General features: G+C 70.2%; 26 protein-coding genes. 20 read left to right on the top strand and 6 right to left on the bottom strand.

Going from position 1 to position 24,848, the window contains the following annotated elements:
- Positions 1 to 91: 91 nt before the first annotated feature.
- Entirely contained in the window at positions 92 to 937 is an 846-nt protein-coding gene (locus OHU35_RS07800; protein ID WP_189726454.1) for a peptidylprolyl isomerase, read from the bottom strand.
- A gap of 167 nt (positions 938 to 1,104) precedes the next feature.
- Between OHU35_RS07800 and OHU35_RS07795 the strand changes: the two genes are divergently transcribed.
- Both OHU35_RS07795 and hisS read left to right on the top strand, forming a co-directional pair.
- Positions 1,105 to 1,812: an MBL fold metallo-hydrolase gene (locus OHU35_RS07795; RefSeq protein WP_359896489.1), complete on the top strand. Its 708-nt coding sequence runs from the start codon at positions 1,105 to 1,107 to the stop codon at positions 1,810 to 1,812.
- A gap of 11 nt (positions 1,813 to 1,823) precedes the next feature.
- A complete protein-coding gene (gene hisS / locus OHU35_RS07790) occupies positions 1,824 to 3,086 on the top strand; it encodes a histidine--tRNA ligase (protein WP_405505073.1) in 1,263 nt (420 codons plus the stop codon).
- Between the two features lie 38 nt (positions 3,087 to 3,124).
- On the opposite strand, the gene OHU35_RS07785 is transcribed toward hisS, so the two are convergent.
- From OHU35_RS07785 to OHU35_RS07770, 4 genes are read right to left on the bottom strand one after another with little or no spacing between them, the layout of a single operon-like run.
- Positions 3,125 to 3,751 (bottom strand): response regulator transcription factor, encoded by a 627-nt coding sequence (locus OHU35_RS07785; protein WP_189726451.1) that lies wholly within the window; start codon positions 3,749 to 3,751, stop codon positions 3,125 to 3,127.
- Positions 3,748 to 4,944 (bottom strand): sensor histidine kinase, encoded by a 1,197-nt coding sequence (locus OHU35_RS07780; protein WP_405505072.1) that lies wholly within the window; start codon positions 4,942 to 4,944, stop codon positions 3,748 to 3,750. Before OHU35_RS07780 ends, OHU35_RS07785 begins: the two co-directional genes overlap by 4 nt.
- Positions 4,941 to 5,786: an ABC transporter permease gene (locus OHU35_RS07775; protein ID WP_189726449.1), complete on the bottom strand. Its 846-nt coding sequence runs from the start codon at positions 5,784 to 5,786 to the stop codon at positions 4,941 to 4,943. Before OHU35_RS07775 ends, OHU35_RS07780 begins: the two co-directional genes overlap by 4 nt.
- A complete protein-coding gene (locus tag OHU35_RS07770) occupies positions 5,783 to 6,649 on the bottom strand; it encodes an ABC transporter ATP-binding protein (RefSeq protein ID WP_405505071.1) in 867 nt (288 codons plus the stop codon). Before OHU35_RS07770 ends, OHU35_RS07775 begins: the two co-directional genes overlap by 4 nt.
- Before the next feature lie 142 nt (positions 6,650 to 6,791).
- Here OHU35_RS07770 and OHU35_RS07765 point away from each other — a divergent pair, with 142 nt between their 5' ends.
- The 17 genes from OHU35_RS07765 (at position 6,792) to nusB (ending at position 23,347) form a co-directional block, all read left to right on the top strand.
- Positions 6,792 to 7,448 (top strand): vitamin K epoxide reductase family protein, encoded by a 657-nt coding sequence (locus OHU35_RS07765; RefSeq protein WP_189726447.1) that lies wholly within the window; start codon positions 6,792 to 6,794, stop codon positions 7,446 to 7,448.
- 56 nt (positions 7,449 to 7,504) lie between these two features.
- Positions 7,505 to 8,857, top strand: a complete 1,353-nt coding sequence (locus OHU35_RS07760; protein ID WP_189726446.1) for a replication-associated recombination protein A — start codon at positions 7,505 to 7,507, stop codon at positions 8,855 to 8,857.
- A 295-nt stretch (positions 8,858 to 9,152) separates the two neighbouring features.
- The gene (gene rpsD, locus OHU35_RS07755; protein WP_003988971.1) at positions 9,153 to 9,767 is read left to right on the top strand and encodes a 30S ribosomal protein S4; all 615 of its coding nucleotides are present in this window, start codon (positions 9,153 to 9,155) and stop codon (positions 9,765 to 9,767) included.
- Between the two features lie 189 nt (positions 9,768 to 9,956).
- Positions 9,957 to 10,397, top strand: a complete 441-nt coding sequence (locus OHU35_RS07750) for a DUF948 domain-containing protein (RefSeq protein WP_189726445.1) — start codon at positions 9,957 to 9,959, stop codon at positions 10,395 to 10,397.
- Between the two features lie 9 nt (positions 10,398 to 10,406).
- Positions 10,407 to 10,757 (top strand): hypothetical protein, encoded by a 351-nt coding sequence (locus tag OHU35_RS07745; RefSeq protein WP_189726444.1) that lies wholly within the window; start codon positions 10,407 to 10,409, stop codon positions 10,755 to 10,757.
- A complete protein-coding gene (gene alaS / locus OHU35_RS07740) occupies positions 10,757 to 13,429 on the top strand; it encodes an alanine--tRNA ligase (protein ID WP_189726443.1) in 2,673 nt (890 codons plus the stop codon). Before OHU35_RS07745 ends, alaS begins: the two co-directional genes overlap by 1 nt.
- 16 nt (positions 13,430 to 13,445) lie before the next feature.
- Complete coding sequence (gene ruvX, locus OHU35_RS07735; protein ID WP_184597201.1) at positions 13,446 to 13,910, top strand: Holliday junction resolvase RuvX; 465 nt, start codon at positions 13,446 to 13,448, stop codon at positions 13,908 to 13,910.
- Positions 13,911 to 14,031: 121 nt separating this feature from the next.
- Positions 14,032 to 15,747 carry an endolytic transglycosylase MltG gene (gene mltG / locus OHU35_RS07730; RefSeq protein ID WP_189726442.1) on the top strand — a complete coding sequence of 572 codons (1,716 nt, stop codon included), beginning with the start codon at positions 14,032 to 14,034 and terminating at the stop codon, positions 15,745 to 15,747.
- Positions 15,748 to 15,758: 11 nt separating this feature from the next.
- On the top strand, positions 15,759 to 16,586 hold the full coding sequence (locus OHU35_RS07725; RefSeq protein ID WP_405505070.1) for a shikimate dehydrogenase: 828 nt from the start codon (positions 15,759 to 15,761) through the stop codon (positions 16,584 to 16,586).
- Positions 16,587 to 16,637: 51 nt separating this feature from the next.
- Complete coding sequence (locus OHU35_RS07720) at positions 16,638 to 17,033, top strand: hypothetical protein (protein WP_405505069.1); 396 nt, start codon at positions 16,638 to 16,640, stop codon at positions 17,031 to 17,033.
- Between the two features lie 140 nt (positions 17,034 to 17,173).
- A complete protein-coding gene (gene aroC, locus OHU35_RS07715; protein ID WP_189726439.1) occupies positions 17,174 to 18,358 on the top strand; it encodes a chorismate synthase in 1,185 nt (394 codons plus the stop codon).
- Positions 18,359 to 18,384: 26 nt separating this feature from the next.
- Positions 18,385 to 18,867, top strand: a complete 483-nt coding sequence (locus OHU35_RS07710; RefSeq protein ID WP_405509186.1) for a shikimate kinase — start codon at positions 18,385 to 18,387, stop codon at positions 18,865 to 18,867.
- Complete coding sequence (gene aroB / locus OHU35_RS07705; protein ID WP_189726437.1) at positions 18,864 to 19,955, top strand: 3-dehydroquinate synthase; 1,092 nt, start codon at positions 18,864 to 18,866, stop codon at positions 19,953 to 19,955. The genes OHU35_RS07710 and aroB overlap by 4 nt, the downstream gene beginning before the upstream one ends.
- Positions 19,956 to 20,119: 164 nt before the next feature.
- Entirely contained in the window at positions 20,120 to 20,983 is an 864-nt protein-coding gene (locus tag OHU35_RS07700; protein ID WP_359896495.1) for a Pro-rich N-terminal domain-containing protein, read from the top strand.
- Positions 20,984 to 21,180: 197 nt separating this feature from the next.
- Positions 21,181 to 22,290 carry an aminopeptidase P family protein gene (locus tag OHU35_RS07695; protein ID WP_359896496.1) on the top strand — a complete coding sequence of 370 codons (1,110 nt, stop codon included), beginning with the start codon at positions 21,181 to 21,183 and terminating at the stop codon, positions 22,288 to 22,290.
- Positions 22,291 to 22,343: 53 nt separating this feature from the next.
- Positions 22,344 to 22,910 (top strand): elongation factor P, encoded by a 567-nt coding sequence (gene efp, locus OHU35_RS07690; RefSeq protein ID WP_189726434.1) that lies wholly within the window; start codon positions 22,344 to 22,346, stop codon positions 22,908 to 22,910.
- A gap of 2 nt (positions 22,911 to 22,912) precedes the next feature.
- Positions 22,913 to 23,347: a transcription antitermination factor NusB gene (gene nusB / locus OHU35_RS07685; protein WP_184597187.1), complete on the top strand. Its 435-nt coding sequence runs from the start codon at positions 22,913 to 22,915 to the stop codon at positions 23,345 to 23,347.
- Positions 23,348 to 23,508: 161 nt separating this feature from the next.
- Here nusB and bldD read toward each other — a convergent pair whose 3' ends face one another.
- Complete coding sequence (gene bldD, locus OHU35_RS07680) at positions 23,509 to 24,012, bottom strand: transcriptional regulator BldD (RefSeq protein WP_006131213.1); 504 nt, start codon at positions 24,010 to 24,012, stop codon at positions 23,509 to 23,511.
- 266 nt (positions 24,013 to 24,278) lie between these two features.
- On the opposite strand from bldD, the gene pyrR reads away from it, so the two are divergent.
- Positions 24,279 to 24,845, top strand: coding sequence for a bifunctional pyr operon transcriptional regulator/uracil phosphoribosyltransferase PyrR (pyrR, locus tag OHU35_RS07675; protein WP_184597184.1), 567 nt, complete (start codon positions 24,279 to 24,281; stop codon positions 24,843 to 24,845).
- Positions 24,846 to 24,848: the final 3 nt, after the last annotated feature.

Here is a 24,848-nt window from a genome sequence, read left to right as displayed (position 1 = left end):
GGGCATCGTCCACAGTTTCGTCACGGCCAACATAGGCGACCGGCGGGGGGCGTGTCCGCATCCCGCGCGACCGAAATTTCGCAGTTGGGGGTCAGGATTCGGTGATCGTGGCCTTGTTGATCACGACCGTCGCGTTGGGCGCCGTGTTGCCCGTCTGAGGGTCGGGAGCCTCGGCTCCGGCCTTGGCGATCTTCGTCAGGACCTTCATGCCCGCCTCGGACACCGTACCGAACGGTGTGTAGTCGGGCGGCAGCTGACTGTCCTGGTAGACGAGGAAGAACTGGCTGCCGCCGCTGTCCCGCCCCTGCTTCGTCTGGGCGTTGTACTGGTTCGCCATCGCGACCGTGCCCGCCGGGTACACCCCGCCCTTGAGGCTCTTGTCCTTGAGGTTCTCGTCCGGGATCGTGTAGCCGGGTCCGCCCATGCCGGTGCCCTGCGGGTCGCCGCACTGCAGGACGTAGATGCCCTGGTTGGTGAGCCGGTGGCACTTGCTGTGGTCCAAGTACCCCTTACCGAGAAGGTAGTTGAACGAGTTGACGGTGTGCGGCGCCGCCGACGCCTTCAGCGCGACGTCTATCTCGCCGCACGTCGTGTCCAGCTTCATCGTGTACTTCGCCGACTCGTCGATCGACATCGCAGGTTCCTTCTTCCAGGTCTGCGACTTGACCTTGCCCGCGGCGGGCTTCTCGCACGGGTCCGGCGCCTTGCTGGGCGTGGCGCTCGGCGTGACGTCCGCGTTCGCGTTCTCCGTCTTGCCGTTGTCCTCGAACGGCTTGGTCAGGAAGACCGTCACGGAGAGCACCACGATCACGCCGAGAGCCGAGGCGATCACGGAGTTGCGGATACGGGCCTTGCGTCGAGCGTCCGTGCGTCGCTGCTGCTGCCGCAAGAACTTCTCCCGGGCGAGCTGACGCCGCCGCTGTTCCTGGCTGACCACCGGGTTCTCTCCTCATGGGTCTCGAACGTCGACCGGTACGCGTGCGTCCTGTGTGCCGAGCGCCTGCGTGTGCCCCGTACCGTATATGGGTTCGCTGAGGAATCGGCAGCGCCGGTAGGCTCTGTCAGCAGCCGCAGCCTCCCGTATCGACACAACGAAGGACGATCGTGCTCATTGCCGGGTTCCCCGCCGGGGCCTGGGGGACGAACTGCTACCTCGTCGCCCCCGCCGCCGGTGAGGAGTGCGTGATCATCGACCCCGGCCATCAGGCCGCCGACGGCGTCGAGGAAGCGATCAGAAAGCATCGGCTCAAGCCCGTCGCCGTCGTCCTCACCCACGGCCACATCGACCACGTCGCCTCGGTCGTCCCGGTGTGCGGCGCGCACGACGTGCCCGCCTGGATCCACCCCGACGACCGGTACATGATGAACGACCCCGAGAAGGGGATCGGCCGTTCCATCGGGATGCCGCTCCTGGGTGAACTGACCGTGGGGGAGCCGGACGACGTCAAGGAGCTGGCCGACGGGGCGAAGCTGGAGCTGGCGGGCCTGGAGCTGTCCGTCGCGCACGCACCCGGCCATACCAAGGGGTCGGTGACCTTCGGCATGCCCGAGGCGGCGGACATCCCGCCGATCCTGTTCTCGGGCGACCTGCTGTTCGCCGGCTCCATCGGACGCACCGACCTGCCCGGCGGCGACATGGCCGAGATGCTCGACTCGCTGGGCCGCGTGTGCCTGCCGCTCGACGACTCGACCGTGGTGCTGTCCGGCCACGGCCCCCAGACGACCATCGGCCAGGAGCGTGCCACCAATCCGTATCTGCGGCAGGTGGCGGCCGGCCAGGGAGCCCACGACGCTCCCCGACGAGGAATGTGACGAGACCTTCCGTGAGCACCTTCAAGGCCCCCAAGGGCACGTACGACCTGATCCCGCCGGACTCCGCGAAGTACCTGGCGGTCCGTGAGGCGATCGCCGCGCCGCTGCGGGACTCCGGCTACGGCTACATCGAGACGCCGGGCTTCGAGAACGTCGAGCTCTTCGCACGCGGTGTCGGCGAGTCGACGGACATCGTGACGAAGGAGATGTACGCCTTCGAGACCAAGGGCGGCGACAGGCTGGCCCTGCGCCCCGAAGGCACGGCGTCCGTCCTCCGTGCCGCGCTGGAGGCCAACCTGCACAAGGTGGGCAACCTCCCGGTCAAGCTCTGGTACTCCGGCTCGTACTACCGCTACGAGCGTCCCCAGAAGGGCCGTTACCGCCACTTCTCGCAGGTCGGTGCCGAGGCCATCGGCGCGGAGGACCCGGCGCTGGACGCCGAGCTGATCATCCTGGCCGACCAGGCGTACCGCTCGCTGGGCCTGAGCGACTTCCGGATCCTGCTCAACAGCCTGGGCGACCAGGAGTGCCGCCCGGTGTACCGGACCGCGCTGCAGGACTTCCTGCGCGGCCTGGACCTGGACGAGGACACCCTGCGCCGGGCGGAGATCAACCCGCTGCGCGTCCTGGACGACAAGCGTGAGTCGGTCCAGAAGCAGCTGGGGGACGCCCCGCTGCTGCGCGACTACCTCTGCGACGCGTGCAAGGCGTACCACGAGGAGGTCCGCGAGCTGATCACGGCGGCGGGCGTCGCCTTCGAGGACGACGTGAAGCTGGTCCGCGGCCTGGACTACTACACCCGCACCACCTTCGAGTTCGTCCACGACGGTCTGGGCTCCCAGTCCGCGGTGGGCGGCGGCGGCCGTTACGACGGTCTCTCCGAGATGATCGGCGGCCCGGCCCTGCCGTCCGTCGGCTGGGCCCTCGGCGTCGACCGCACGGTCCTCGCCCTGGAGGCGGAGGGCGTCGAGCTCGAACTCCCCGCCACCACCAGCGTGTTCGCCGTCCCGCTCGGCGAGGAGGCCCGCCGGGTCCTGTTCGCCAAGGTCACGGAACTCCGCAAGAACGGCATCGCCGCGGACTTCTCCTACGGCGCCAAGGGCCTCAAGGGCGCCATGAAGAACGCCAACCGCAGCGGCGCCCGCTACACGGTCGTCGCCGGCGAACGCGACCTCGCCGAGGGCGTCGTCCAGCTCAAGGACATGGAGTCGGGCGAGCAGACGGCGGTGGGCGTGAACGAGATCGTGGCAGAGCTGGAAGCCCGGCTGGGCTGACGTGAGTGCGAAGGCGCCGGAGACACCCGGCGCCTTCCTCACTGCTCCAGCAGCCCGTATCGCATCGCGCTGGTGACGGCCGCCGTCCGGTCGTCCACCCCCAGCTTCCCGAAGATCCGCAGCAGATACGTCTTCACCGTCGACTCGCCGATGAACAACCGGCGTCCGATCTCCCCGTTCGTGCAGCCCTCGGCGACCAGCCGCAGCACGGCCGTCTCGCGCTCCGACAGCCGGGGCCGCTCCGGCCTGGTCCGCAGCTGGTCCACCAGCCGGGCCGCGACGGACGGCGCCAGGACCGTCTCGCCGCGTGCCGCCGCCCTTACGGCCTCCGCGAGTTCGGCACGCGGCAGGTCCTTCAGCAGATAGCCCGCGGCCCCGGCCTCCACCGCCCGCAGGATGTCCCGGTCCGTCTCGTACGTCGTCAGCACGACCACCCGGCACGGCAGCCCGGCCCGCGTCATCCGCACGATGGAGTCGACACCCCCGCCCCCAGGCATCCGCAGATCCATCAGCACGATGTCCGGCCGCAACTCCGCCGCCAGCGCCTCCGCCTGCGGACCGCTGGACGCGTCGGCGACGACCTCCAGGTCGGACTCGGCACTGAGCATCGCCCGCAGCCCCTCCCGTACGACGGGATGGTCGTCGGCCAGGATGATCCGGATCACGGCAGCTCCCTCCTCACGACCGGCAGCCGGACGGTCACGGCCGTGCCGTCACCCGGGGCACTGCGTACCTCCGCGGTTCCGCCCACCTCGACGGCCCGGGCCCGCAGCCCCGCCAGACCGTATCCGCCGCGGACCGCTGCCGGGTCGAAGCCGCAGCCGTCGTCCCGTACGGACACCATGAGCGAGTCGTCCCCGTACGCCAGCGACACCCCGACCGTCACCGAACTGCCCGCGTGCTTACGGGCGTTGGCCAGCGCCTCCTGGCAGGCACGCAGGGCGACCACCTCGGGTCCGGCGGGCAGCATCCGGACCGGCCCCGTCACCTCCAGCGTCGCGTCATGGCGCGCGGCGAGCCGGTGCAGCGCGTCCTGCAGGGACGCGCCGTCCAGGTCGGCGGGAGCACCCCCGGCGACCAGGGCCCGGGCCTCGGCGAGGTTCTGCCGGGCCGTCTCGTCCATCAGCCGCAGATGACGCCGCGCCTCGGGCACGTCGTGATCCAGCTCCGCCTCGACCGCCTGGACCAGCATCACCAGGCTCGTGAACCCCTGCGCGAGCGTGTCGTGGATCTCCCGGGTCAGCCGCTCCCGCTCGGCCAGCGCCCCGTGGGCCTCGGACAGCCGGCCGATCTCGTGCCGGCTCGCGTCCAGCTCCGCGATCAACTCGGCCCGCTCCTGGCTCTGCTCGATGATCCGGATCGTCCAGCTGCCGAGCGCCACCGAGAACACCAGCGTGACCACGCAGAACAGCACATTGAAGACCACGTCCCGGGTGTCGGGACGCCACAGCAGCGCCCAGCCCACCACGGGCACGAGGTTGATCACGGCCACGGCCACCAGCGCCGAGCGCGACCGCAGCGTCATGAAGCACTGGGGGAGCAGCGCGAAGGCCAGCAGCCGCGTCTCGCCGGCGAGCACCGCCGACGGCAGGAACAACGCCAGCGCCGCGGTCAGATAGCCGCCCGCCTGTCGCTGGTCGGGCGGATCGCCCTGGATCAGACGGCGCCCGACCACCACGTACAGCGGAACGAGCGGGACGAGCAGCGCCGACGCGACCGCGCGGACCGGCCAGCCGGGATGCTCCGCGGCCAGCACATAGGCCACGGTGACGACCCAGATGAGCGCGAAGTACGTGTCCCAGAGCCGGAACGAGCGCTCCCAGGTGTAGGCGCTGCCGGCATCCGCCGCATCGCTCATCCCTCGCGCCGGTCCTTCCAGCGGAACGTCAGCAGGCACAGCGCCAATCCTCCGACGCACCACGCGGCGAGCACCAGAGCCACGCGTCCGAGCTCCCAACTCCCCGCCTGCTCCAGCACCTGTGCCGACTCCGGCAGGAACACCCCGCGCAGCCCCTGGCACATCCACTTCAGCGGGAACAGCGCACCGACCGTCAGCATCCAGTCCGGAATGGTGCCGATGGCGATGTACACCCCGGAGATGAACTGCAGCACCAGGAACGGCAGAACGACCACGGAGCTGGCACTGTTGGCGGACTTCGGCACCGAGCTGATCGCGATGCCGAGCAGGGCGCACGCCGTGATCCCCAGCACGAAGATCCACGCCAGGTCGAACCAGCGGCCCGCATCCGAGGGCAGGGCCACGTCGTAGAAGGTGGTGCCGATCAGGAGCAGGATCACCGTCTCCAGCAGACCCGTGAAGAGAACCAGCCAGATCTTGCCGAGGAAGTACGCCGTAGGTGGCATCGGGGTGCCGCGCAGCCGGCGCAGCACTTTCTCCTGCCGCTCGACGGCGATCGAGATGCCGAGCGCCTGGAAACTCGTCGACATGATGCCGGCGGCCATCATCGCCGGGACGTACAGCTGCGAGGCGGTGATCCCCGCGCCCTCCACGTCGTCCTTGAAGATCGACGCGAACAGGAACAGGAAGACGACCGGGAAGGCGAAGGTGAACACCACCTGGTCGCGCTGCCGGAAGAATTGCTTGATCTCCAGCGCCCCCCGCCGCAGCCCGAGCCCCCAGGCACCGGGCAGCCGCTCCGCACCGATCTCACCGCGCTCCCGCACGACGGTCGTGGTCATGCCCCCTCCTCCTGTCCGGTGAGCCGGAGGTAGACGTCCTCCAGCGTGGGGCGGCTCACCGTCAGCCCCGGGATCTCGCCGTCGAAGCGGTGCAGGAGCCCGGCGATCGTGCGGGTCGGCGTCTCGGTGCGCGCCCTGCGCGGACTGCCGTCCGGCTCGGTCCACTCGACGACGGCCTCGGTGCCGTACCGCTCCCGCAGCGCCCCGGGCTCGCCCTCGGCGACGATCCGGCCCTTGGCGACGATGGCCAGCCGGTGCGCGAGGGCCTCCGCCTCCTCCAGGTAGTGAGTGGTCAGCAGGATCGTCGTGCCGTCGTCGGCCAGGGCGCGGATCAGCGACCAGAACTGCCGCCGGGCCGCCGGGTCGAACCCGGTCGTCGGCTCGTCCAAGAGCAGCAGGTCAGGACCGCCGATCACGCCGAGCGCCACGTCGAGGCGCCGGCGCTGACCGCCCGACAGCGCCTTGATCCGGCTGTCCGCCTTCGCCTCCAGACCGACCAGGCCGATGACCTCCTCGGGGTCGCGCGGCCGGGGGTAGTAGCGGGCGAAGTGCCGAACGGTCTCCCGGACCGTCAACTCGGCGGGCGCGGATTCGTCCTGCCAGACGATTCCGACGCGTGACCGCCACGCGCGCGTGGCGGTCGCCGGGTCCGACCCGAGCACGGACACCTCGCCCGCGTCCCGGGCCCGGTTGCCCTGGAGGATCTCCACCGTGGTGCTCTTGCCCGCGCCGTTGGGCCCGAGCAGGCCGAACACCTCGCCGCGCCGGATGCCGAGATCGACACCGTCGACGGCGGTCACGTCCCCGTAGCGCTTGCGCAGCCCCCGCACGTCCACGGCGAGGTCGTACCCGTGTGCTGTCATACGACGATCGTCGGCCGGAACCGCACCCTCAGGGCCGACCGTGCGGACATGCTTATGTCCACTGAACGGTGGACGGACCCCCGTGTGCGGCACAATGGCCATGCCCGAAGTTGGTCAGGCCTCAAGCGACGGAATCGGCGTGATGAGCAAGACGACAGTCAAGGACGTCTCCATGGAGCCCGAGTCGGAGCGCGCCGAGATCGCGCCCCGCACCGAGGGCGGCAGCCGGGCCCTCGCCCTGCTGCTGGTGATCACCGGCGCGGCCGGACTGCTCGCCGCCTGGGTCATCACGATCGACAAGTTCAAGCTCCTCGAGGCCAAGGTCGAGGGCAAGACGTTCACGCCCGGCTGCAGCCTCAACCCCGTCGTCTCCTGCGGCAGCGTCATGGAGAGCAAGCAGGCCGCCGTCTTCGGCTTCCCGAACCCGATGCTCGGCCTCGTCTGCTACGGCATCGTCATCGCCGTCGGCATCAGCCTCCTCGCCCGCGCCCGCTACCCGCGCTGGTACTGGCTCACCTTCAACGCCGGCTGCCTGTTCGGCGTCGTCTTCTGCGCCTGGCTGATGTTCCAGTCCCTGTACCGGATCAACGCACTGTGCCTGTGGTGCTCCCTGGCCTGGGTCGCGACGATCCTCATGTTCTGGTACGTGACGTCGTTCAACATCCGCAAGGGCTTCCTCCCGGCCCCGAACTGGCTCAAGAGCTTCTTCGGCGAGTTCACCTGGGTCCTGCCCGTGCTGCACATCGGGATCATCGGCATGCTGATCCTGACCCGCTGGTGGGACTTCTGGACCAGCTGACCCGGCCGTCCCGGGGCCCCGCGGGATTGTCGGTGCCGTGATTTAGGGTTTCTGACGTGGAGCCCGACCTGTTCACCGCCGCAGCAGAAGAACGCCAGGAGAAGGAGCCGTCCAGCAGCCCCCTGGCAGTGCGGATGCGCCCGCGCACCCTCGACGAGGTCGTGGGACAGCAGCATCTGCTGAAGCCGGGCTCGCCCCTGCGCAGACTGGTCGGCGAGGCCTCCGGCCCCGCCGGCGCCTCCTCCGTGATCCTCTGGGGCCCGCCCGGCACCGGCAAGACCACCCTGGCGTACGTCGTCTCCAAGGCCACCGACGCACGCTTCGTCGAACTGTCGGCGATCACCGCGGGCGTCAAGGAGGTCCGCGCGGTCATCGACGGCGCCCGCCGTGCCTCCGGCGGATACGGCAAGGAGACCGTCCTCTTCCTCGACGAGATCCACCGCTTCAGCAAGGCCCAGCAGGACTCCCTGCTCCCGGCCGTCGAGAACCGCTGGGTGACGCTGATCGCGGCGACGACGGAGAACCCGTACTTCTCGGTGATCTCGCCCCTGCTGTCCCGCTCCCTGCTGCTCACCCTCGAACCGCTCACCGACGACGACATCAAGGGCCTCATCCAGCGCGCCCTCACCGACGAGCGCGGCCTCAAGGACGCCGTCGCCCTCCCCGAGGAGACCGAGAGCCACCTCCTGCGCATCGCCGGCGGCGATGCCCGCCGCGCCCTCACCGCCCTGGAGGCGGCCGCCGGAGCCGCCCTCGACAAGGGTGAGACGGAGATCGGTCTGACCACCCTGGAGGAGACGGTCGACCGGGCCGCCGTGAAGTACGACCGCGACGGCGACCAGCACTACGACGTGGCCAGCGCCCTGATCAAGTCCATCCGCGGCTCCGACGTCGACGCCGCTCTGCACTATCTGGCCCGGATGATCGAGGCGGGCGAGGACCCCCGTTTCATCGCCCGCCGCCTGATGATCTCCGCCAGCGAGGACATCGGCCTGGCCGATCCGAACGCGCTGCCGATCGCGGTCGCCGCCGCCCAGGCCGTCGCCATGATCGGCTTCCCCGAGGCCGCCCTCACGCTCAGCCACGCCACGATCGCCCTCGCCCTGGCGCCCAAGTCCAACGCCGCGACCACCGCGATCGGCGCCGCCCTGGAGGACGTACGCAAGGGGCTCGCCGGGTCCGTGCCCGCGCACCTGCGCGACAGCCACTACAAGGGCGCGACCAAGATCGGCCACGGCCAGGGCTACGTCTACCCGCACGACCTGACCGAGGGCATCGCCGCCCAGCAGTACGCCCCGGACGAGCTCAAGAACCGCGAGTACTACACACCGACCCGGCACGGCGCGGAGGCCCGCTACGCGGACGCGGTCGAATGGACCCGGAAGAACCTCGGTCGAAAGCGGTCCTGAGCACCCTGTAAACTCGGCCGGAGTGCCGCGTCCCGTGCAGTCAGAACGGGACAGTCGGCCGGAGCCGATCCTCGGACGGCTCCAGGAGCGTCGCGCACCGTCGAACGGTGTCGCGGGCAGCCCACCACCACCCGTCCTCGACGGGACCGGCCGGTGGGCCACTCGCGTGCTGCACGTATGTGCCCAGACCAGGGGAGCGGCTGCCCACCCCGTCCGCACGGACGAGGCGGGTTTCCCCGGCTGCGGATGCGACCTCCCACAACCCTGACAAGCCGAAACCAGGAAAAGAGAAACAGTGGCGAACCAGTCCCGCCCCAAGGTCAAGAAGTCGCGTGCCCTCGGCATCGCGCTGACCCCGAAGGCCGTCAAGTACTTCGAGGCCCGTCCCTACCCCCCGGGTGAGCACGGCCGCGGCCGCAAGCAGAACTCGGACTACAAGGTCCGTCTGCTCGAGAAGCAGCGTCTGCGCGCGCAGTACGACGTGTCCGAGCGTCAGCTCGTCCGCGCCTACGAGCGTGCCTCCAAGGTCCAGGGCAAGACCGGTGAGGCCCTGATCATCGAGCTCGAGCGCCGTCTCGACGCGCTGGTCCTTCGTTCGGGCATCGCCCGCACGATCTACCAGGCCCGCCAGATGGTCGTCCACGGCCACATCGCGGTCAACGGCAAGAAGGTCGACAAGCCCTCCTTCCGTGTCCGTCCGGACGACGTCGTGCAGGTCCGCGACCGCTCCAAGGAGAAGACGCTCTTCACGATCGCCCGTGAGGGTGGCTTCGCCCCCGACGGCGAGACCCCGCGCTACCTCCAGGTGAACCTCAAGGCCCTGGCGTTCCGCCTGGACCGTGAGCCGAACCGCAAGGAGATCCCGGTGATCTGCGACGAGCAGCTCGTCGTCGAGTACTACGCCCGCTGATCCTCGGCAGGCACGCGGTACAACAGCCCGCCGTCTCCCCGTCCCTTCCGGGCGGGCGAGGCGGCGGGCTTTCGCGAATCCGCCGTCGCCGGGCGGCAATCCGGTACGGAGCCGCACCACCGGCGCGATAGGCTCGGGGCGCGACTTTCTCGTATTCAGGCAGATGTACAGGCACGTTTCAGGGAGCGGGTGCACACAGTGTCCGGTGGAGAGGTGGCCGGAATCCTGGTGGCCGTCTTCTGGGCGATCCTGGTCTCCTTCCTCGCCGTCGCGCTGGCGAGGCTGGCCCAGACGCTCAGGGCGACCACCAAGCTCGTGGCGGACGTGACCGACCAGGCCGTCCCGCTGCTGGCCGACGCCTCCTCGGCGGTGCGCTCCGCGCAGACCCAGATCGACCGGGTCGACTCGATCGCCTCCGACGTCCAGGAGGTGACGTCGAACGCCTCCGCGCTGTCGACCACCGTCGCCTCCACCTTCGGCGGCCCCCTGGTCAAGGTCGCCGCCTTCGGCTACGGCGTGCGCCGGGCCCTAGGCGGCCGCAAAGAGGACGTGCCCGCCAAGGCGTCCAGGCGTACCGTGATCGTGGGCCGCACGGTCTCTCGACGGAACGCCCGAGGGAAGAGGGACTGAGAGCAAGCGATGTTCCGCCGTACCTTCTGGTTCACCACGGGCGTCGCCGCCGGCGTGTGGGCCACCACCAAGGTCAACCGCAAGCTGAAGCAGCTGACGCCCGAGAGCCTCGCCAGAACCGCGGGCACCAAGGCGATCGAGGCCGGCCACCGGCTCAAGGACCGCGCGGTCGACTTCGCGCTCGACGTCCGGGACAACATGGCCCAGCGGGAGGAAGAGCTGGGGGAGGTCCTTGGCATCAACAGCGACCCCGAACTCCCCGCACCCCGGCGGTACACCGCCATCGAGAACCGCAGCACCCCGAAGTCCGTCGACAGCGACAGGACGACGTATTCGTACAACCGGAATGAGGACCACTGATGGAGTCGGCTGAGATTCGCCGCCGCTGGTTGAGCTTCTTCGAGGAGCGCGGTCACACCGTCGTCCCTTCGGCGTCGCTCATCGCGGACGACCCGACTCTGCTCCTCGTCCCGGCCGGCATGGTGCCCTTCAAGCCCTACTTCCTGGGCGAGGTCAAGCCGCCGTACGCCCGCGCCACCAGCGTGCAGAAGTGCGTCCGCACGCCGGACATCGAAGAGGTCGGCAAGACCACCCGGCACGGCACGTTCTTCCAGATGTGCGGCAACTTCTCCTTCGGCGACTACTTCAAGGAAGGCGCCATCAAGTACGCCTGGGAGCTGCTCACCGGCCCCCAGGACAAGGGCGGTTACGGCCTCGACCCCGAGCGCCTGTGGATCACCGTCTACAAGGACGACGACGAGGCCGAGCGCATCTGGCACGACGTCGTCGGCGTGCCGAAGGAGCGCATCCAGCGCCTCGGCATGAAGGACAACTACTGGTCCATGGGCGTCCCCGGCCCGTGCGGTCCCTGCTCCGAGATCAACTACGACCGCGGCCCCGAGTTCGGCGTCGAGGGCGGCCCCGCCGTCAACGACGAGCGGTACGTGGAGATCTGGAACCTCGTCTTCATGCAGTACGAGCGTGGCGAGGGCATCGGCAAGGACAACTTCGAGATCCTCGGCGAGCTGCCGAGCAAGAACATCGACACCGGCCTCGGCCTCGAGCGCCTCGCCATGATTCTGCAGGGCGTGCAGAACATGTACGAGATCGACACCTCGATGGCCGTCATCGAGAAGGCCACCGAGCTGACCGGCGTCCGCTACGGCGACGCCCACGACTCGGACGTGTCCCTGCGCGTGGTCACCGACCACATGCGCACCTCCGTGATGCTCATCGGCGACGGTGTCACCCCGGGCAACGAGGGCCGCGGCTATGTGCTGCGCCGCATCATGCGCCGCGCCATCCGCAACATGCGACTGCTCGGCGCCACCGGTCCGGTCGTCAAGGACCTGATCGACACCGTGATCGGCATGATGGGCCAGCAGTACCCCGAGCTCATCACCGACCGCGAGCGCATCGAGAAGGTCGCCCTCGCCGAGGAGAACGCCTTCCTCAAGACGCTGAAGGCCGGCACCAACATCCTCGACACGGCCGTCACCGACACCAAGGCCTCCGGCGGCACGATCCTGCCCGGCGACAAGGCCTTCCTGCTCCACGACACCTGGGGCTTCCCGATCGACCTCACCCTGGAGATGGCCGCCGAGCAGGGCCTCTCCGTGGACGAGGACGGCTTCCGCCGCCTGATGAAGGAGCAGCGGGAGCGCGCCAAGGCCGACGCCCAGGCCAAGAAGACCGGCCACGCCGGCACCGGCGCCTACCGCGAGATCGCCGACCAGGCCGGTGCCACCGACTTCATCGGCTACACCGCCACCGAGGGCGAGTCGAGGATCGTCGGCATCCTCGTCGACGGCACCTCCTCCCCGGCCGCCACCGAGGGCGACGAGGTCGAGATCGTCCTCGACCGCACCCCGTTCTACGCCGAGGGCGGCGGCCAGATCGGCGACACCGGCCGGATCAAGGTCGACACGGGTGCCGTCATCGAGATCCGCGACTGCCAGAAGCCGGTCCCGGGCGTGTACGTCCACAAGGGCGTCGTCCAGGTCGGCGAGGTCACCGTAGGCGCGACGGCCCATGCCTCGATCGACTCCCGTCGCCGCACGGCCATCGCCCGTGCCCACTCGGCCACCCACCTCACCCACCAGGCGCTGCGCGACGCCCTCGGCCCGACGGCCGCCCAGGCCGGTTCCGAGAACCAGCCCGGCCGCTTCCGCTTCGACTTCGGCTCGCCGTCCGCCGTTCCCACGGCCGTGATGACCGACGTCGAGCAGCGGATCAACGAGGTGCTCTCCCGCGATCTGGACGTGCGGGCCGAGGTCATGGGCATCGACGATGCCAAGAAGGCCGGCGCCATCGCCGAGTTCGGTGAGAAGTACGGCGAGCGCGTGCGCGTCGTGACCATCGGCGACTTCTCCAAGGAGCTGTGCGGTGGCACGCATGTGCACAACACCGCCCAGCTGGGCCTGGTGAAGCTGCTCGGCGAATCCTCCATCGGCTCGGGTGTCCGCCGTATCGAGGCCCTGGTCGGTGTCGACGCCTACAACTTCCTCGCCCGTGAGCACACGGTCGTCGCCCAGCTCCAGGAGCTGATCAAGGGCCGTCCGGAGGAGCTCCCGGAGAAGGTCTCCGCCATGCTCGGCAAGCTGAAGGACGCCGAGAAGGAGATCGAGAAGTTCCGCGCCGAGAAGGTCCTCCAGGCCGCCGCCGGTCTCGCCGAGTCCGCCAAGGACATCCGTGGCGTTGCTGTCGTGACCGGTCAGGTCCCGGACGGCACGACCGCCGACGACCTGCGCAAGCTCGTGCTCGACGTGCGCGGACGCATCCAGGGCGGACGGGCCGCCGTGGTGGCCCTGTTCACGGTGGCGAACGGTAAGCCGCTCACGGTCATCGCCACCAACGAGGCCGCCCGCGAGCGCGGCCTCAAGGCCGGCGACCTGGTCCGTACGGCCGCCAAGACCCTCGGCGGCGGCGGTGGCGGCAAGCCGGACGTCGCCCAGGGCGGCGGCCAGAACCCGGCTGCCGTCGGTGACGCCGTCGACGCCGTCGAGCGCCTCGTCACCGAGACGGCCAAGTAAGAAACGGGCAGGAAAGATGCGCAGAGGACGTCGGCTCGCGATCGACGTCGGGGACGCCCGCATCGGGGTCGCCTCGTGCGACCCCGACGGGATCCTCGCCACCCCGGTGGAGACGGTCCCGGGGCGTGACATCCCCGCGGCTCAGCGGCGGTTGAAGCAACTCGTCGAGGAGTACGAGCCGCTCGAGGTCGTCGTCGGACTCCCCCGCTCCCTCAAGGGGGGCGAGGGCCCGGCCGCGGTCAAGGTCCGTGCCTTCGTCCAGGAACTGGCCCGCATGATCGCCCCGGTTCCGGTCAGACTCATTGACGAACGCATGACCACGGTGACGGCCAGTCAGGGACTGCGTGCCTCCGGCGTGAAGACCAAGAAGGGCCGTTCCGTGATCGACCAGGCAGCTGCGGTGGTCATCCTCCAGCAGGCGCTTGAATCCGAACGGGTGTCAGGTAAAGCACCCGGCGAAGGCGTCGAAGTGGTCATCTGATCGCGATACGGTAACGTTCCGCGCGATGCGCCGGTGTTCGAACAGCTGACGCACCAGAGAGAGGCGGACGGGAGCCCGGCCAGAAGCCGAGCGACCGCCGGCTCGCGGCTCTAGGGGATCGATGACTGAGTATGGCCGGGGCCAAGGCTCCGAACCGTGGCATCCGGAGGACCCGTTGTACGGGGACGGCGGATGGGGAGGACAGCAGGCCCAGCCGGGTCAGCAGTCCCCCTACGGCGGCCAGCCACAGCACTACCCAGAGCAACCGCAGCAGTCGCAGTACGGCGACTGGGGCACCGGCGAGCAGGCCGGATACGGTCAGGCGCAGCAGCAGTACCCGTACGACCAGCAGCAGTACGCGGCACAAGCTCACGGCCATCAGCAGTACCCCGGACAGGGGGGCCACGGGCACCCGCAGGACCCGGGGTACCACCAGCAGCAGTACGACAACGGCGGCTGGAACACCGGCGCCCACCAGCAGCAGGTCTCGTACCCCGGCGACCCCGGCGATCCGTACGGCCAGCAGGCCGGCACGTACGGCGGGGGTCAGCAGGACTACTACGGCACGCCCGACGCCTATCCGCCACCGGAGCCGCCCGGCCGGCGGCGGGCCGAGCCGGAGCCGGAGACCGACTGGGACCCCGGCCCCGACCAGGGCGAACACGCCTTCTTCGCGGGCGGCGACGACGATGACGACGGTGACGAGCCGGGGGACCGCCGCCGACGCGATGACCAGCGGGGTCGCGGCGGCAAACCCAAGAAGCGCCGCAACGGAATGGCCTGCCTACTGGTCGCTCTCGTCCTCGGCGGAGGCCTGGCGGGCGCCGGCTGGTTCGGCTACCAGTTCTACCAGGATCGTTTCGGCGACGCCCCGGACTTCGCGGGTGACGGCAACGGGCAGCAGGTCACCGTCGAGATTCCCCAGGGAGCGCTCGGCTACAAGATCGGGCAGGTGCTGAAGGACGCCGGCGTCGTCAAGAGTGTCGACGCGTTCGTCGCGGCTCAGGGGAACAATCCCGGCGGCAAGGGCATCCAGGACGGCGTGTACACGCTGCAGAAGCAAATGTCGGCCGACAGTGCGGTCGAACTGATGCTCAGTCCGGAGAGCCGCGACAACCTGATCATCGCCGAGGGCAAGCGCAACGCCGACATCTACCGGCTCATCGACAAGCGGCTGGAGGTCAAGGAGGGCACCACCGCCGCGATCGCCAAGAAGGACTACAAGAAGCTCGGCCTGCCCGCCTGGGCGCTGAACCACCCGAACGTCAAGGACCCGCTGGAAGGGTTCCTCTACCCCTCCAGCTACGGCATCGCCAAGGGGCAGAAGCCCGAAGGCGTGCTGAAGCAGATGGTGACACGGGCCACCGAGACCTACGAGAAGCTCGGGGTGGAGAAGAAGGCCACGAGCCTCGGACTCGAAGACCCCTGGCAGCTGATCACGGTCGCGAGCATGGTTCAGGCCGAGGGCACGAGCCACGCCGACTTCCGCAAGATGGCCGAGGTCGTCTACAACCGGATGAAGCCCGGAAACCCGCAGACCAACGGCTTGCTTGAGTTCGACTCCACGTACAACTACATCAAGAACCAGAGCAAGATCGACCTGAGCCTGAGCGAGCTGCGGACGTACGACAACCCGTACAACACGTACTTCCACAAGGGGCTGACGCCCGGGCCGATCGACAATCCCGGCGAGGACGCGATCAAGGGCGCCCTCAACCCGACGGACAACGGCTGGTACTACTTCATCTCGCTGGACGGCAAGACCAGTGAGTTCACCAAGACCAACGCCGAGCACCAGAAGCTGGTCGACAAGTTCAACGCCTCGCGGAACAACTGAGGAAATCCCTGATGGCCGCACCACGCCGGGCCGCCGTACTCGGCTCCCCGATCGCCCACTCGCTCTCCCCGGTCCTGCACCGCACGGCCTACCGGGAGTTGGGGCTGAGCGGCTGGACGTACGACAGGTTCGAGGTCGACGAGGCCGCCCTGCCCGGGTTCTTGGAGACGCTCGGTGCCGAGTGGGCGGGGCTCTCGCTGACCATGCCGCTGAAGCGGGCCGTGATCCCGCTGCTCGACGGGATCAGCGAGACCGCGGCCTCGGTCGACGCGGTCAACACGGTGGTCTGCACCCGGGACGGCCGCCGGACCGGCGACAACACCGACATCCCCGGCATGGTCGCGGCTTTGCGCGAGCACGGCATCGACAAGGTCGAGGCCGCCGCGGTCCTCGGCGCGGGTGCCACCGCCTCGTCCGCGCTGGCCGCGCTGTCGCGGATCTGCCCCGGCGAGATCGCCGTGTACGTCCGCAGCGAGGCCCGGGCCGCCGAGATGCGGCAGTGGGCCGAGCGGCTGGAGGTCTCGGTGCGCATCGCCGACTGGGCGGACGCCGAGCAGGCCCTGCGCGCCCCGCTGGTGATCAGCACCACGCCGGCCGGTGTCACCGACGCCCTCGCCCGGTCCGTGCCGGAGCGGCCGGCGGCCCTCTTCGACGTCCTCTACGACCCCTGGCCGACGACCCTCGCCGCCCGCTGGTCGGCGTACGGCGGCGCGGTCGTCAGCGGCCTCGACCTGCTGGTGCACCAGGCCGTGCTGCAGGTCGAGCAGATGACGGGGCAGGCCCCGGCCCCCTTGGACGCCATGCGAAAAGCAGGCGAACGCGCTCTCGCTGCCCGATAAGATCCGCTCTCGGTTCCGCAGGGGGCGGAACAGGGGAGGGGATGACGAACCATGTCCACCGGCATGCCTCAGGCGTCCGTGAAGTCGCAGATATTCGAGTCCCTGCTGGGATTCCTGCCCGACTGGGTGCAGATCACGGTGCTCGCCCTGATCGTGCTCGCGGTCCTCGCGTCCTGGGCGGTCAAGATCAAGCGCAAGATCGCCCACCGGCGGGCCGTGCGGGGCGGGCAGCCCGTCCACGCGGCGGCCCGGTACGGGCAGGGGCGCGGAGCGGACCACCTGGGGGAGTACGCGCCGCAGCAGGCACCGCAGCAGGGCAGTGGAGCCGACCATCTCGGCGCCTACGCACCGCAGCAGGCGCAGCCCGCGCAGCAGCCGAGCGGCGCGGACTTCCTCGGCGCGTACGCGCCGCAGCGGCAGACCGATGGCCCTGCCTCGTCCGCCTGATGGACCGGCGGCCGGGTCCGCGCTCCGGACGTGGGAGGATCGTAGGTGGCGGACCGGGGCCGCGCACCCGGTCTGGCCGTCGCCGTACGAGATGACGCGCGTACGCAGGGCAGTACGGGCGCGAGCACTGAGGAGCACCGTTGAGCAGGTTGCGCTGGCTGACCGCTGGGGAGTCCCACGGTCCCGCACTCGTCGCGACGCTGGAGGGTCTGCCCGCCGGCGTGCCGATCACCACGGACATGGTGGCGGACCATCTCGCGAGGCGCCGCCTGGGCTATGGGCGCGGCGCCCGGATGAAGTTCGAACGCGACGAGATCACCTTCCTCGGCGGCGTCCGGCACGGCCTCACCCTCGGCTCCCCGGTCGCGATCATGGTGGGCAACACCGAGTGGCCGAAGTGGGAACAGGTCATGGCGGCCGACCCGGTCGACCCCGAGATCCTCGACGGGCTCGCCCGCAACGCCCCGCTGACCCGCCCGCGGCCCGGCCACGCCGACCTCGCCGGTATGCAGAAGTACGGCTTCGACGAGGCCCGGCCGATCCTGGAGCGCGCCTCGGCGCGTGAGACCGCGGCCCGTGTGGCCCTCGGCGCGGTGGCCCGGTCGTACCTGAAGGAGACGGCCGGCATCGAGATCGTCTCCCACGTGGTGGAACTGGCGGCCGCGAAGGCGCCGTACGGCGTGTACCCGACGCCGGCGGACGTGGAGAAGCTGGACGCGGACCCGGTGCGCTGCCTGGACGCCGACGCGTCGAAGGCGATGGTCGCCGAGATCGACCAGGCCCACAAGGACGGCGACACCCTCGGCGGTGTGGTCGAGGTGCTGGCCTACGACGTGCCGGTCGGCCTCGGTTCGCACGTGCACTGGGACCGGCGTCTCGACGCCCGGCTGGCCGCCGCCCTCATGGGCATCCAGGCGATCAAGGGCGTGGAGGTCGGCGACGGCTTCGACCTGGCGCGGGTGCCCGGCTCCAAGGCCCACGACGAGATCGTGACCACCGACGAGGGCATCCGGCGCACCTCCGGCCGCTCCGGCGGCACCGAGGGCGGGCTGACCACCGGTGAGCTGCTGCGGGTGCGGGCGGCGATGAAGCCCATCGCGACCGTGCCGCGGGCGCTCAAGACGGTGGACGTCGTCACCGGTGAGGCGACGGCCGCCCACCACCAGCGCTCCGACGTGTGCGCGGTGCCGGCGGCCGGCATCGTCGCCGAGGCGATGGTCGCCCTCGTCCTCGCGGACGCGGTGGCCGAGAAGTTCGGCGGCGACAGCGTGGCCGAGACCGGCCGCAACGTACGGTCGTACCTCGACAACCTGGCCATCCGGTGACCCCGCTGATCGTGCTGGTCGGCCCCATGGGCGTGGGCAAGTCCACCGTCGGGCAGCTGCTGGCCGAGCGGCTCGGGGCCGGATACCGGGACACCGACGACGACATCGTCGCCGCGCAGGGCCGGACGATCGCCGAGATCTTCGTGGAGGAGGGCGAGGCCGCCTTCCGCGCCATCGAGAAGCAGGCCGTGCGCGAGGCGCTGGCCGGGCACGACGGCGTGCTGGCCCTGGGCGGCGGCGCCGTCCTCGACCATGACACGCGCGAGCTGCTCGCCGGGCAGCGGGTGGTGTACCTGTCGATGGACGTCGAGGAGGCGGTCAAGCGCACCGGCCTCAACGCGGCCCGGCCGCTGCTCGCCATCAACCCGCGCAAGCAGTGGCGCGAGCTGATGGAGGCCCGTCGGAACCTGTACGAGGAGGTCGCCACGGCCGTCGTCGCCACCGATGGCCGTACGCCCGAAGAGGTCACCCAAGCCGCCCTGGACGCACTGGAGTTGAAGGAAGCATGAGCGAGGCAGTGACGCGGATCCAGATCGGCGGCACGGCGGGCACCGAGCCCTACGAGGTCCTGGTGGGCCGGCAACTCCTGGGCGAACTGGCCGGATTGATCGGCGGCAGGGCCAAGCGGGTCGCGATCGTCCACCCCGAGGCTCTGGCCGAGACCAGTGACGCGTTGCGCGCCGACCTGGCCGAGCAGGGCTACGAGGTCGTCGCCATCCAGGTGCCCAACGCGGAGGAGGCAAAGACCGCCGAGGTCGCCGCCTACTGCTGGAAGGCGCTGGGCCAGTCCGGGTTCACGCGCACGGACGTCATCGTCGGTGTCGGCGGCGGCGCGACCACGGACCTGGCCGGGTTCGTGGCCGCCACCTGGCTCCGCGGGGTGCGCTGGATCGCGATCCCGACCACCGTGCTGGCCATGGTCGACGCGGCCGTCGGCGGCAAGACCGGCATCAACACCGCCGAGGGCAAGAACCTGGTGGGTGCCTTCCACCCGCCCGCCGGTGTGCTCTGCGACCTGGCCGCGCTGGACTCCCTGCCGGTCAACGACTACGTCTCCGGACTCGCGGAGGTCATCAAGGCCGGCTTCATCGCCGACCCGGTGATCCTCGACCTGATCGAGTCCGACCCCGAGGCCGCCCGCACCCCGGCCGGCCCGCACACCGCCGAGCTCATCGAGCGCTCCATCCGGGTGAAGGCCGACGTGGTGTCGTCCGACCTGAAGGAGTCGGGCCTGCGCGAGATCCTCAACTACGGCCACACGCTCGGCCACGCCATCGAGAAGAACGAGCGCTACAAGTGGCGCCACGGCGCCGCCGTGTCCGTGGGGATGCACTTCGCCGCCGAACTCGGCCGCCTGGCAGGCCGGTTGGACGACGCGACGGCCGACCGCCACCGCACCGTCCTCGAAGCGGTCGGCCTGCCGCTGTACTACCGCCACGACCAGTGGCCCAAGCTGCTGGAGACCATGAAGGTCGACAAGAAGTCCCGCGGCGACCTGCTGCGCTTCATCGTCCTCGACGGTCTGGCCAAGCCCACGGTCCTGGAGGGACCCGACCCGGCCGTGCTGCTCGCCGCGTACGGCGAAGTGGGGCAGTAAGTCCCCCCTCGCTCTTTCCGCCCGAAACAGCCTTACGGCGCCGGGCACTTCGGGCCGCCCCCGGCCGTTCACACAACGATCGCCGGGGGCGGTACCGTTCGGTAGCAGCGGGTTCCGCCCCCGCAGTCAGCGCCCATCGCCTGTACGAGACGGAGTGGCACCGGATGCAGCACGCAGTGGGTTCTCCGCTGCCGCCGCCCCACCAGCCGGGGCAGGGACCGGCCGCCGGCTGGTCGCCGGCCGCACACCACCCGGGTTCGCACCACCCGGGCGCGCACCAGGGCCCAGTCCCCGTGCCCCCGCCGCCCCCGGCACCGGGGTACCCCGCGCCACCGCCCGGGCCGGCCTCACCGCCGCATCAGGCCTCCGCCCCCGCCGCGCCGGACACCACCGGTCATGTGCCGCTGCCGCCGGGCGGTCCGGTCGCCATGCCCAGCGCGCCGCCCGCCGCGGCGGGCCCCGACCTGGCGGGCACGACGCTCGCGGTGCTGCTCATCGGCCCCGCGGGTGCCGGGAAGACCAGCGTCGCCAAGTACTGGGCGGACCACCGTCGGATCCCCACGGCCCACATCAGCCTCGACGACGTGCGCGAATGGGTCCGCTCGGGCTTCGCCGACCCCCAGTCCGGGTGGAACGACAACTCGGAGGCGCAGTACCGCCTCGCCCGCCGCACCTGCGGCTTCGCCGCGCGGAACTTCCTGGCCAACGGCATCTCCTGCATCCTCGACGACGCCGTCTTCCCCGACCGGCCCGTCGTCGGCCTCGGCGGCTGGAAGCGGCACGTCGGGCCGGGCCTGCTGCCGGTCGTCCTCCTGCCGGGCCTGGAGATCGTTCTGGAACGCAACGCCGAACGCTCCGGCAACCGCCGCCTCAGCGACGACGAGGTCGCCCGCATCCACGGCCGCATGGCCGGCTGGTACGGCTCGGGCCTCCCGATCATCGACAACTCCCAGCTCGACATCCCGCAAACGGCCCAGGTCCTGAACGACGTCCTGTCCCGCTCCATCGCCAGCCCACCCCAGTGGTAGCCCAGGCCCCTGAGGGCCTCGCCCCCTAGGGGCGCGGGGAACTGCGCGACAAGCCCCCACACACCCGCGGACGGCACACAACCCCGTACGGCACCCCCTCGCCCGAACAGCACCCCAGCCCACCCGGACACACCAGGCACCGCCCACTCAGACGCCCTCAACCGGCGCCGAACCGGCGAAGCTCATACGCTCGGGTCATGTCAGAGGTGTACGCGGCCCGCCGGACGCGTCTGAAGGAATACTGCAACGCGGGCGGCAGCGCGGCGGCGCTGGTCTCCCGCCCCGCCAACGTGCGCTATCTCGCGGGCCCCGCCCCGCGCGGCGCCGTTCTGCTGCTGGGCAAGACCGAGGACCTCCTGGTGTGTGCCGGCCCGATCGAAGGCCGCTCCGCGCAGGAGCGCCCCGACGAGGCCCTGCGCGTCCAGAGCCTGCCCGGAACCGGTGGTGGCGACCCGGCCGTCGCGGCCGCCGGCCTCGCCGCGGGCCAGGGTGCCGACTCCCTCGCCGTGGAGGAGCACCACCTCACCGTGGCCCGGCACCGCGCCCTCGGCTCGGTCGCCCCCCGGCTGCGCCTGGCGGGCCTCGGCTGCGCCGTCGAGCAGCTCAGGGTGGTCAAGGACGAGGAGGAGATCTCCTGCCTCCGCATCGGCGCCGAGATCGCCGACCAGGCCCTGGGCGAACTGCTGGAGTCCATCCTCGTCGGCCGGACCGAGCGCCATCTCGCCCTGGAGCTCGAAAGACGCCTCGTCGACCACGGGGCCGACGGACCGGCCTTCCCGACCTCCGTCGCCACCGGGCCCAACGCCGGCCGCCCCGGCCACCGCCCCACCGACCGCCGTGTGGAGGAGGGCGACTTCCTCTCGGTCTGCCTCGGCGCGACGTATCGCGGCTACCGCTGTGAGATCGGCCGTACGTTCGTCATCGGGACGGCTCCCGCGGACTGGCAGATCGAGCTGTACGACCTGGTCTTCGCCGCCCAGCGCGCCGGACGTGAGAGCCTGGTACCCGGCGCCGCCTGCCGGGACGTCGACCGGGCCGCTCGCCAGGTGCTGGACTCCGCGGGGTACACGGAGGGCCTCACGGCCCTGACCGGACACGGGGTCGGGCTCGAAATCGACGAGGACCCTCAATTGAGTCCCGCGGCCATGGGTAAACTGGACGCTTGCGTGCCGGTCACCGTCGAACCGGGGGTCCACCTCCCGGGCCGGGGCGGTGTCCGGATCGATGACACGCTCGTCGTCCGCCCCGAGGCGGACGGCGGACCCGAGCTACTCACCATCACGACCAAGGAGCTGCTCGCCCTGTAGCCAGGCAGGTGCGTGCCCCAGGGTCGTACGTCAGTCCAGGAGATTCCGCAACCGTGGCTTCCACGAACGACCTCAAGAACGGCATGGTGCTCAAGCTCGAAGGCGGCCAGCTCTGGTCCGTCGTCGAGTTCCAGCACGTCAAGCCCGGCAAGGGCCCGGCCTTCGTGCGCACCAAGCTCAAGAACGTGCTCTCCGGCAAGGTCGTCGACAAGACCTTCAACGCCGGCGTCAAGGTCGAAACGGCCACCGTCGACAAGCGGGACATGCAGTTCTCCTACATGGACGGCGAGTACTTCGTCTTCATGGACATGGAGACCTACGACCAGCTGCACGTCGACCGCAAGTCGGTGGGCGACGCCGCCAACTTCCTGATCGAGGGCTTCACCGCCACCGTCGCGCAGCACGAGGGCGAGGTGCTCTTCGTCGAGCTGCCGGCCGCCGTCGAGCTCGTCATCCAGGAGACCGAGCCGGGCGTCCAGGGCGACCGTTCCACCGGTGGCACCAAGCCCGCCACGCTGGAGACCGGTCACCAGATCCAGGTGCCCCTCTTCATCACCACCGGTGAGAAGATCAAGGTCGACACCCGCTCCAGCGACTACCTCGGCCGGGTGAACAGCTAACCGTGGCTGCCCGCAACACGGCCCGCAAGCGCGCCTTCCAGATCCTCTTCGAGGGCGACCAGCGCGGCGCCGAGGTCCTGACGGTCCTCGCCGACTGGGTCCGGCTCTCCCGGGCCGACACCCGGCAGCCGCCGGTGAGCGAGTACACGATGGAGCTGGTCGAGGGCTACGCGCAGCGCGCGAAGCGCATCGACGAGCTGATCGCCCAGTACTCGGTCGGCTGGACGCTCGACCGGATGCCGGTCGTCGACCGCAACATCCTGCGGCTCGGCGCCTATGAGCTGATCTGGGTCGACGAGACCCCGGACGCCGTCGTCCTGGACGAGATGGTGCAGCTGGCCAAGGAGTTCTCCACGGACGAGTCGCCCTCGTTCGTGAACGGGCTGCTCGGTCGGCTCAAGGACCTCAAGCCCTCGCTCCGCCGCGACGAGGACTGAGAGAGACAGAACGCCGGAGGGCCCGCAGCGCGACTGCTGCGGGCCCTCCGGCGTTCCCGTACGGCCGGGGGCCGTCAGGCCCCCAGAACGGCGCCGGGGTGGCCGGAACCATATGGTTCCGGCCACCCCGGCGGCACGTTTCTGCGCTGGCCCCTGAGGGCTCAGGCATCCTCGTGGGAGGCGACCGCGCGGCGCGCGTCCGCGTCCAGGACACCCCAGCTGATCAGCTGCTCGGTGAGGACCGAAGGCGACTGGTCGTAGATGACGGCGAGTGTGCGCAGGTCGTCCTGGCGGATCGAGAGCACCTTGCCGTTGTAGTCACCGCGCTGCGACTGGATCGTGGCCGCGTAGCGCTGCAGGGGGCCCGCCTTCTCGGCCGGCACCGTGGCCAGCCGCTCCAGGTCCAGGACCAGCTTCGGCGGCGGCTCGGCGGCGCCGCCCGGGGTGGTGCCCGGAAGCAGCTCCTGCACGGGGACGCCGTAGAAGTCCGCCAGCTCGGCGAGGCGCTGTACGGTCACGGCGCGGTCGCCGCGCTCGTACGAACCGACCACGACCGCCTTCCAGCGTCCCTGGGACTTCTCCTCGACACCGTGGAGGGAAAGGCCCTGCTGGGTGCGGATCGCCCGGAGCTTGGCCCCGAGCTGTTTGGCGTATTCGCTGGACATATAGCTCCCCGGCACTGTGTCGACGCGGTCAGCTGTGTTGCCGGACCGCGCGGCTGGTAACTCACTGTGAGGTTACGCAGCGTTACTCTGCCGCGTCAAGCCGAATGGTCCGCACCGACTCTTCCGTGGTATCAGCACTCGGTTAGGCCGAACGGGTGATCCGAGGGGGCTGTCGGGGTGATCGCGGGGACCTGCTACCGTGTATGGCGCAATCTAGACGTCCTTTAAGGTCCGTCCCGTGAGGCGGAGAAGGAGGTCCGTTTCGTATGGACACGCACGACACGCAGTCCGATGCCCGGCCCGTTCTCGAAGGGCCCGACATCGCGCGGGTGCTGACCCGCATCGCCCATGAGATCGTCGAGCGCGCCAAGGGCGCCGACGACGTGGTGCTCCTCGGCATTCCGACCCGGGGCGTCTTCCTCGCCCGGCGGCTCGCCGACAAGCTCGAGCAGATCACCGAGCGCAAGGTTCCGTGCGGCTCGCTCGACATCACCATGTACCGCGACGACCTGCGCATGCACCCACCGCGTGCGCTGGCCCGCACCGAGATCCCCGGTGACGGCATCGACGGCAAGCTGGTCGTCCTCGTCGACGACGTGCTCTTCTCCGGCCGCACCATCCGGGCCGCCCTCGACGCGCTGAACGACATCGGGCGCCCGCGCGCGGTGCAGCTCGCCGTCCTCGTCGACCGCGGTCACCGCGAACTGCCCATCCGCGCCGACTACGTCGGCAAGAACCTCCCCACGTCGTTGCGGGAGACGGTCAAGGTCCAGCTCGCCGAGGAGGACGGTCGCGACACCGTGCTGCTCGGTGCCAAGCAGACCTCCCAGTAGCGC

This window comes from Streptomyces purpurascens, from assembly GCF_045040895.1.
Classification (GTDB): domain Bacteria; phylum Actinomycetota; class Actinomycetes; order Streptomycetales; family Streptomycetaceae; genus Streptomyces; species Streptomyces purpurascens.
Note: the sequence above shows the minus strand (reverse complement) of the source record. Positions and strands in the feature narration are given on the sequence as shown.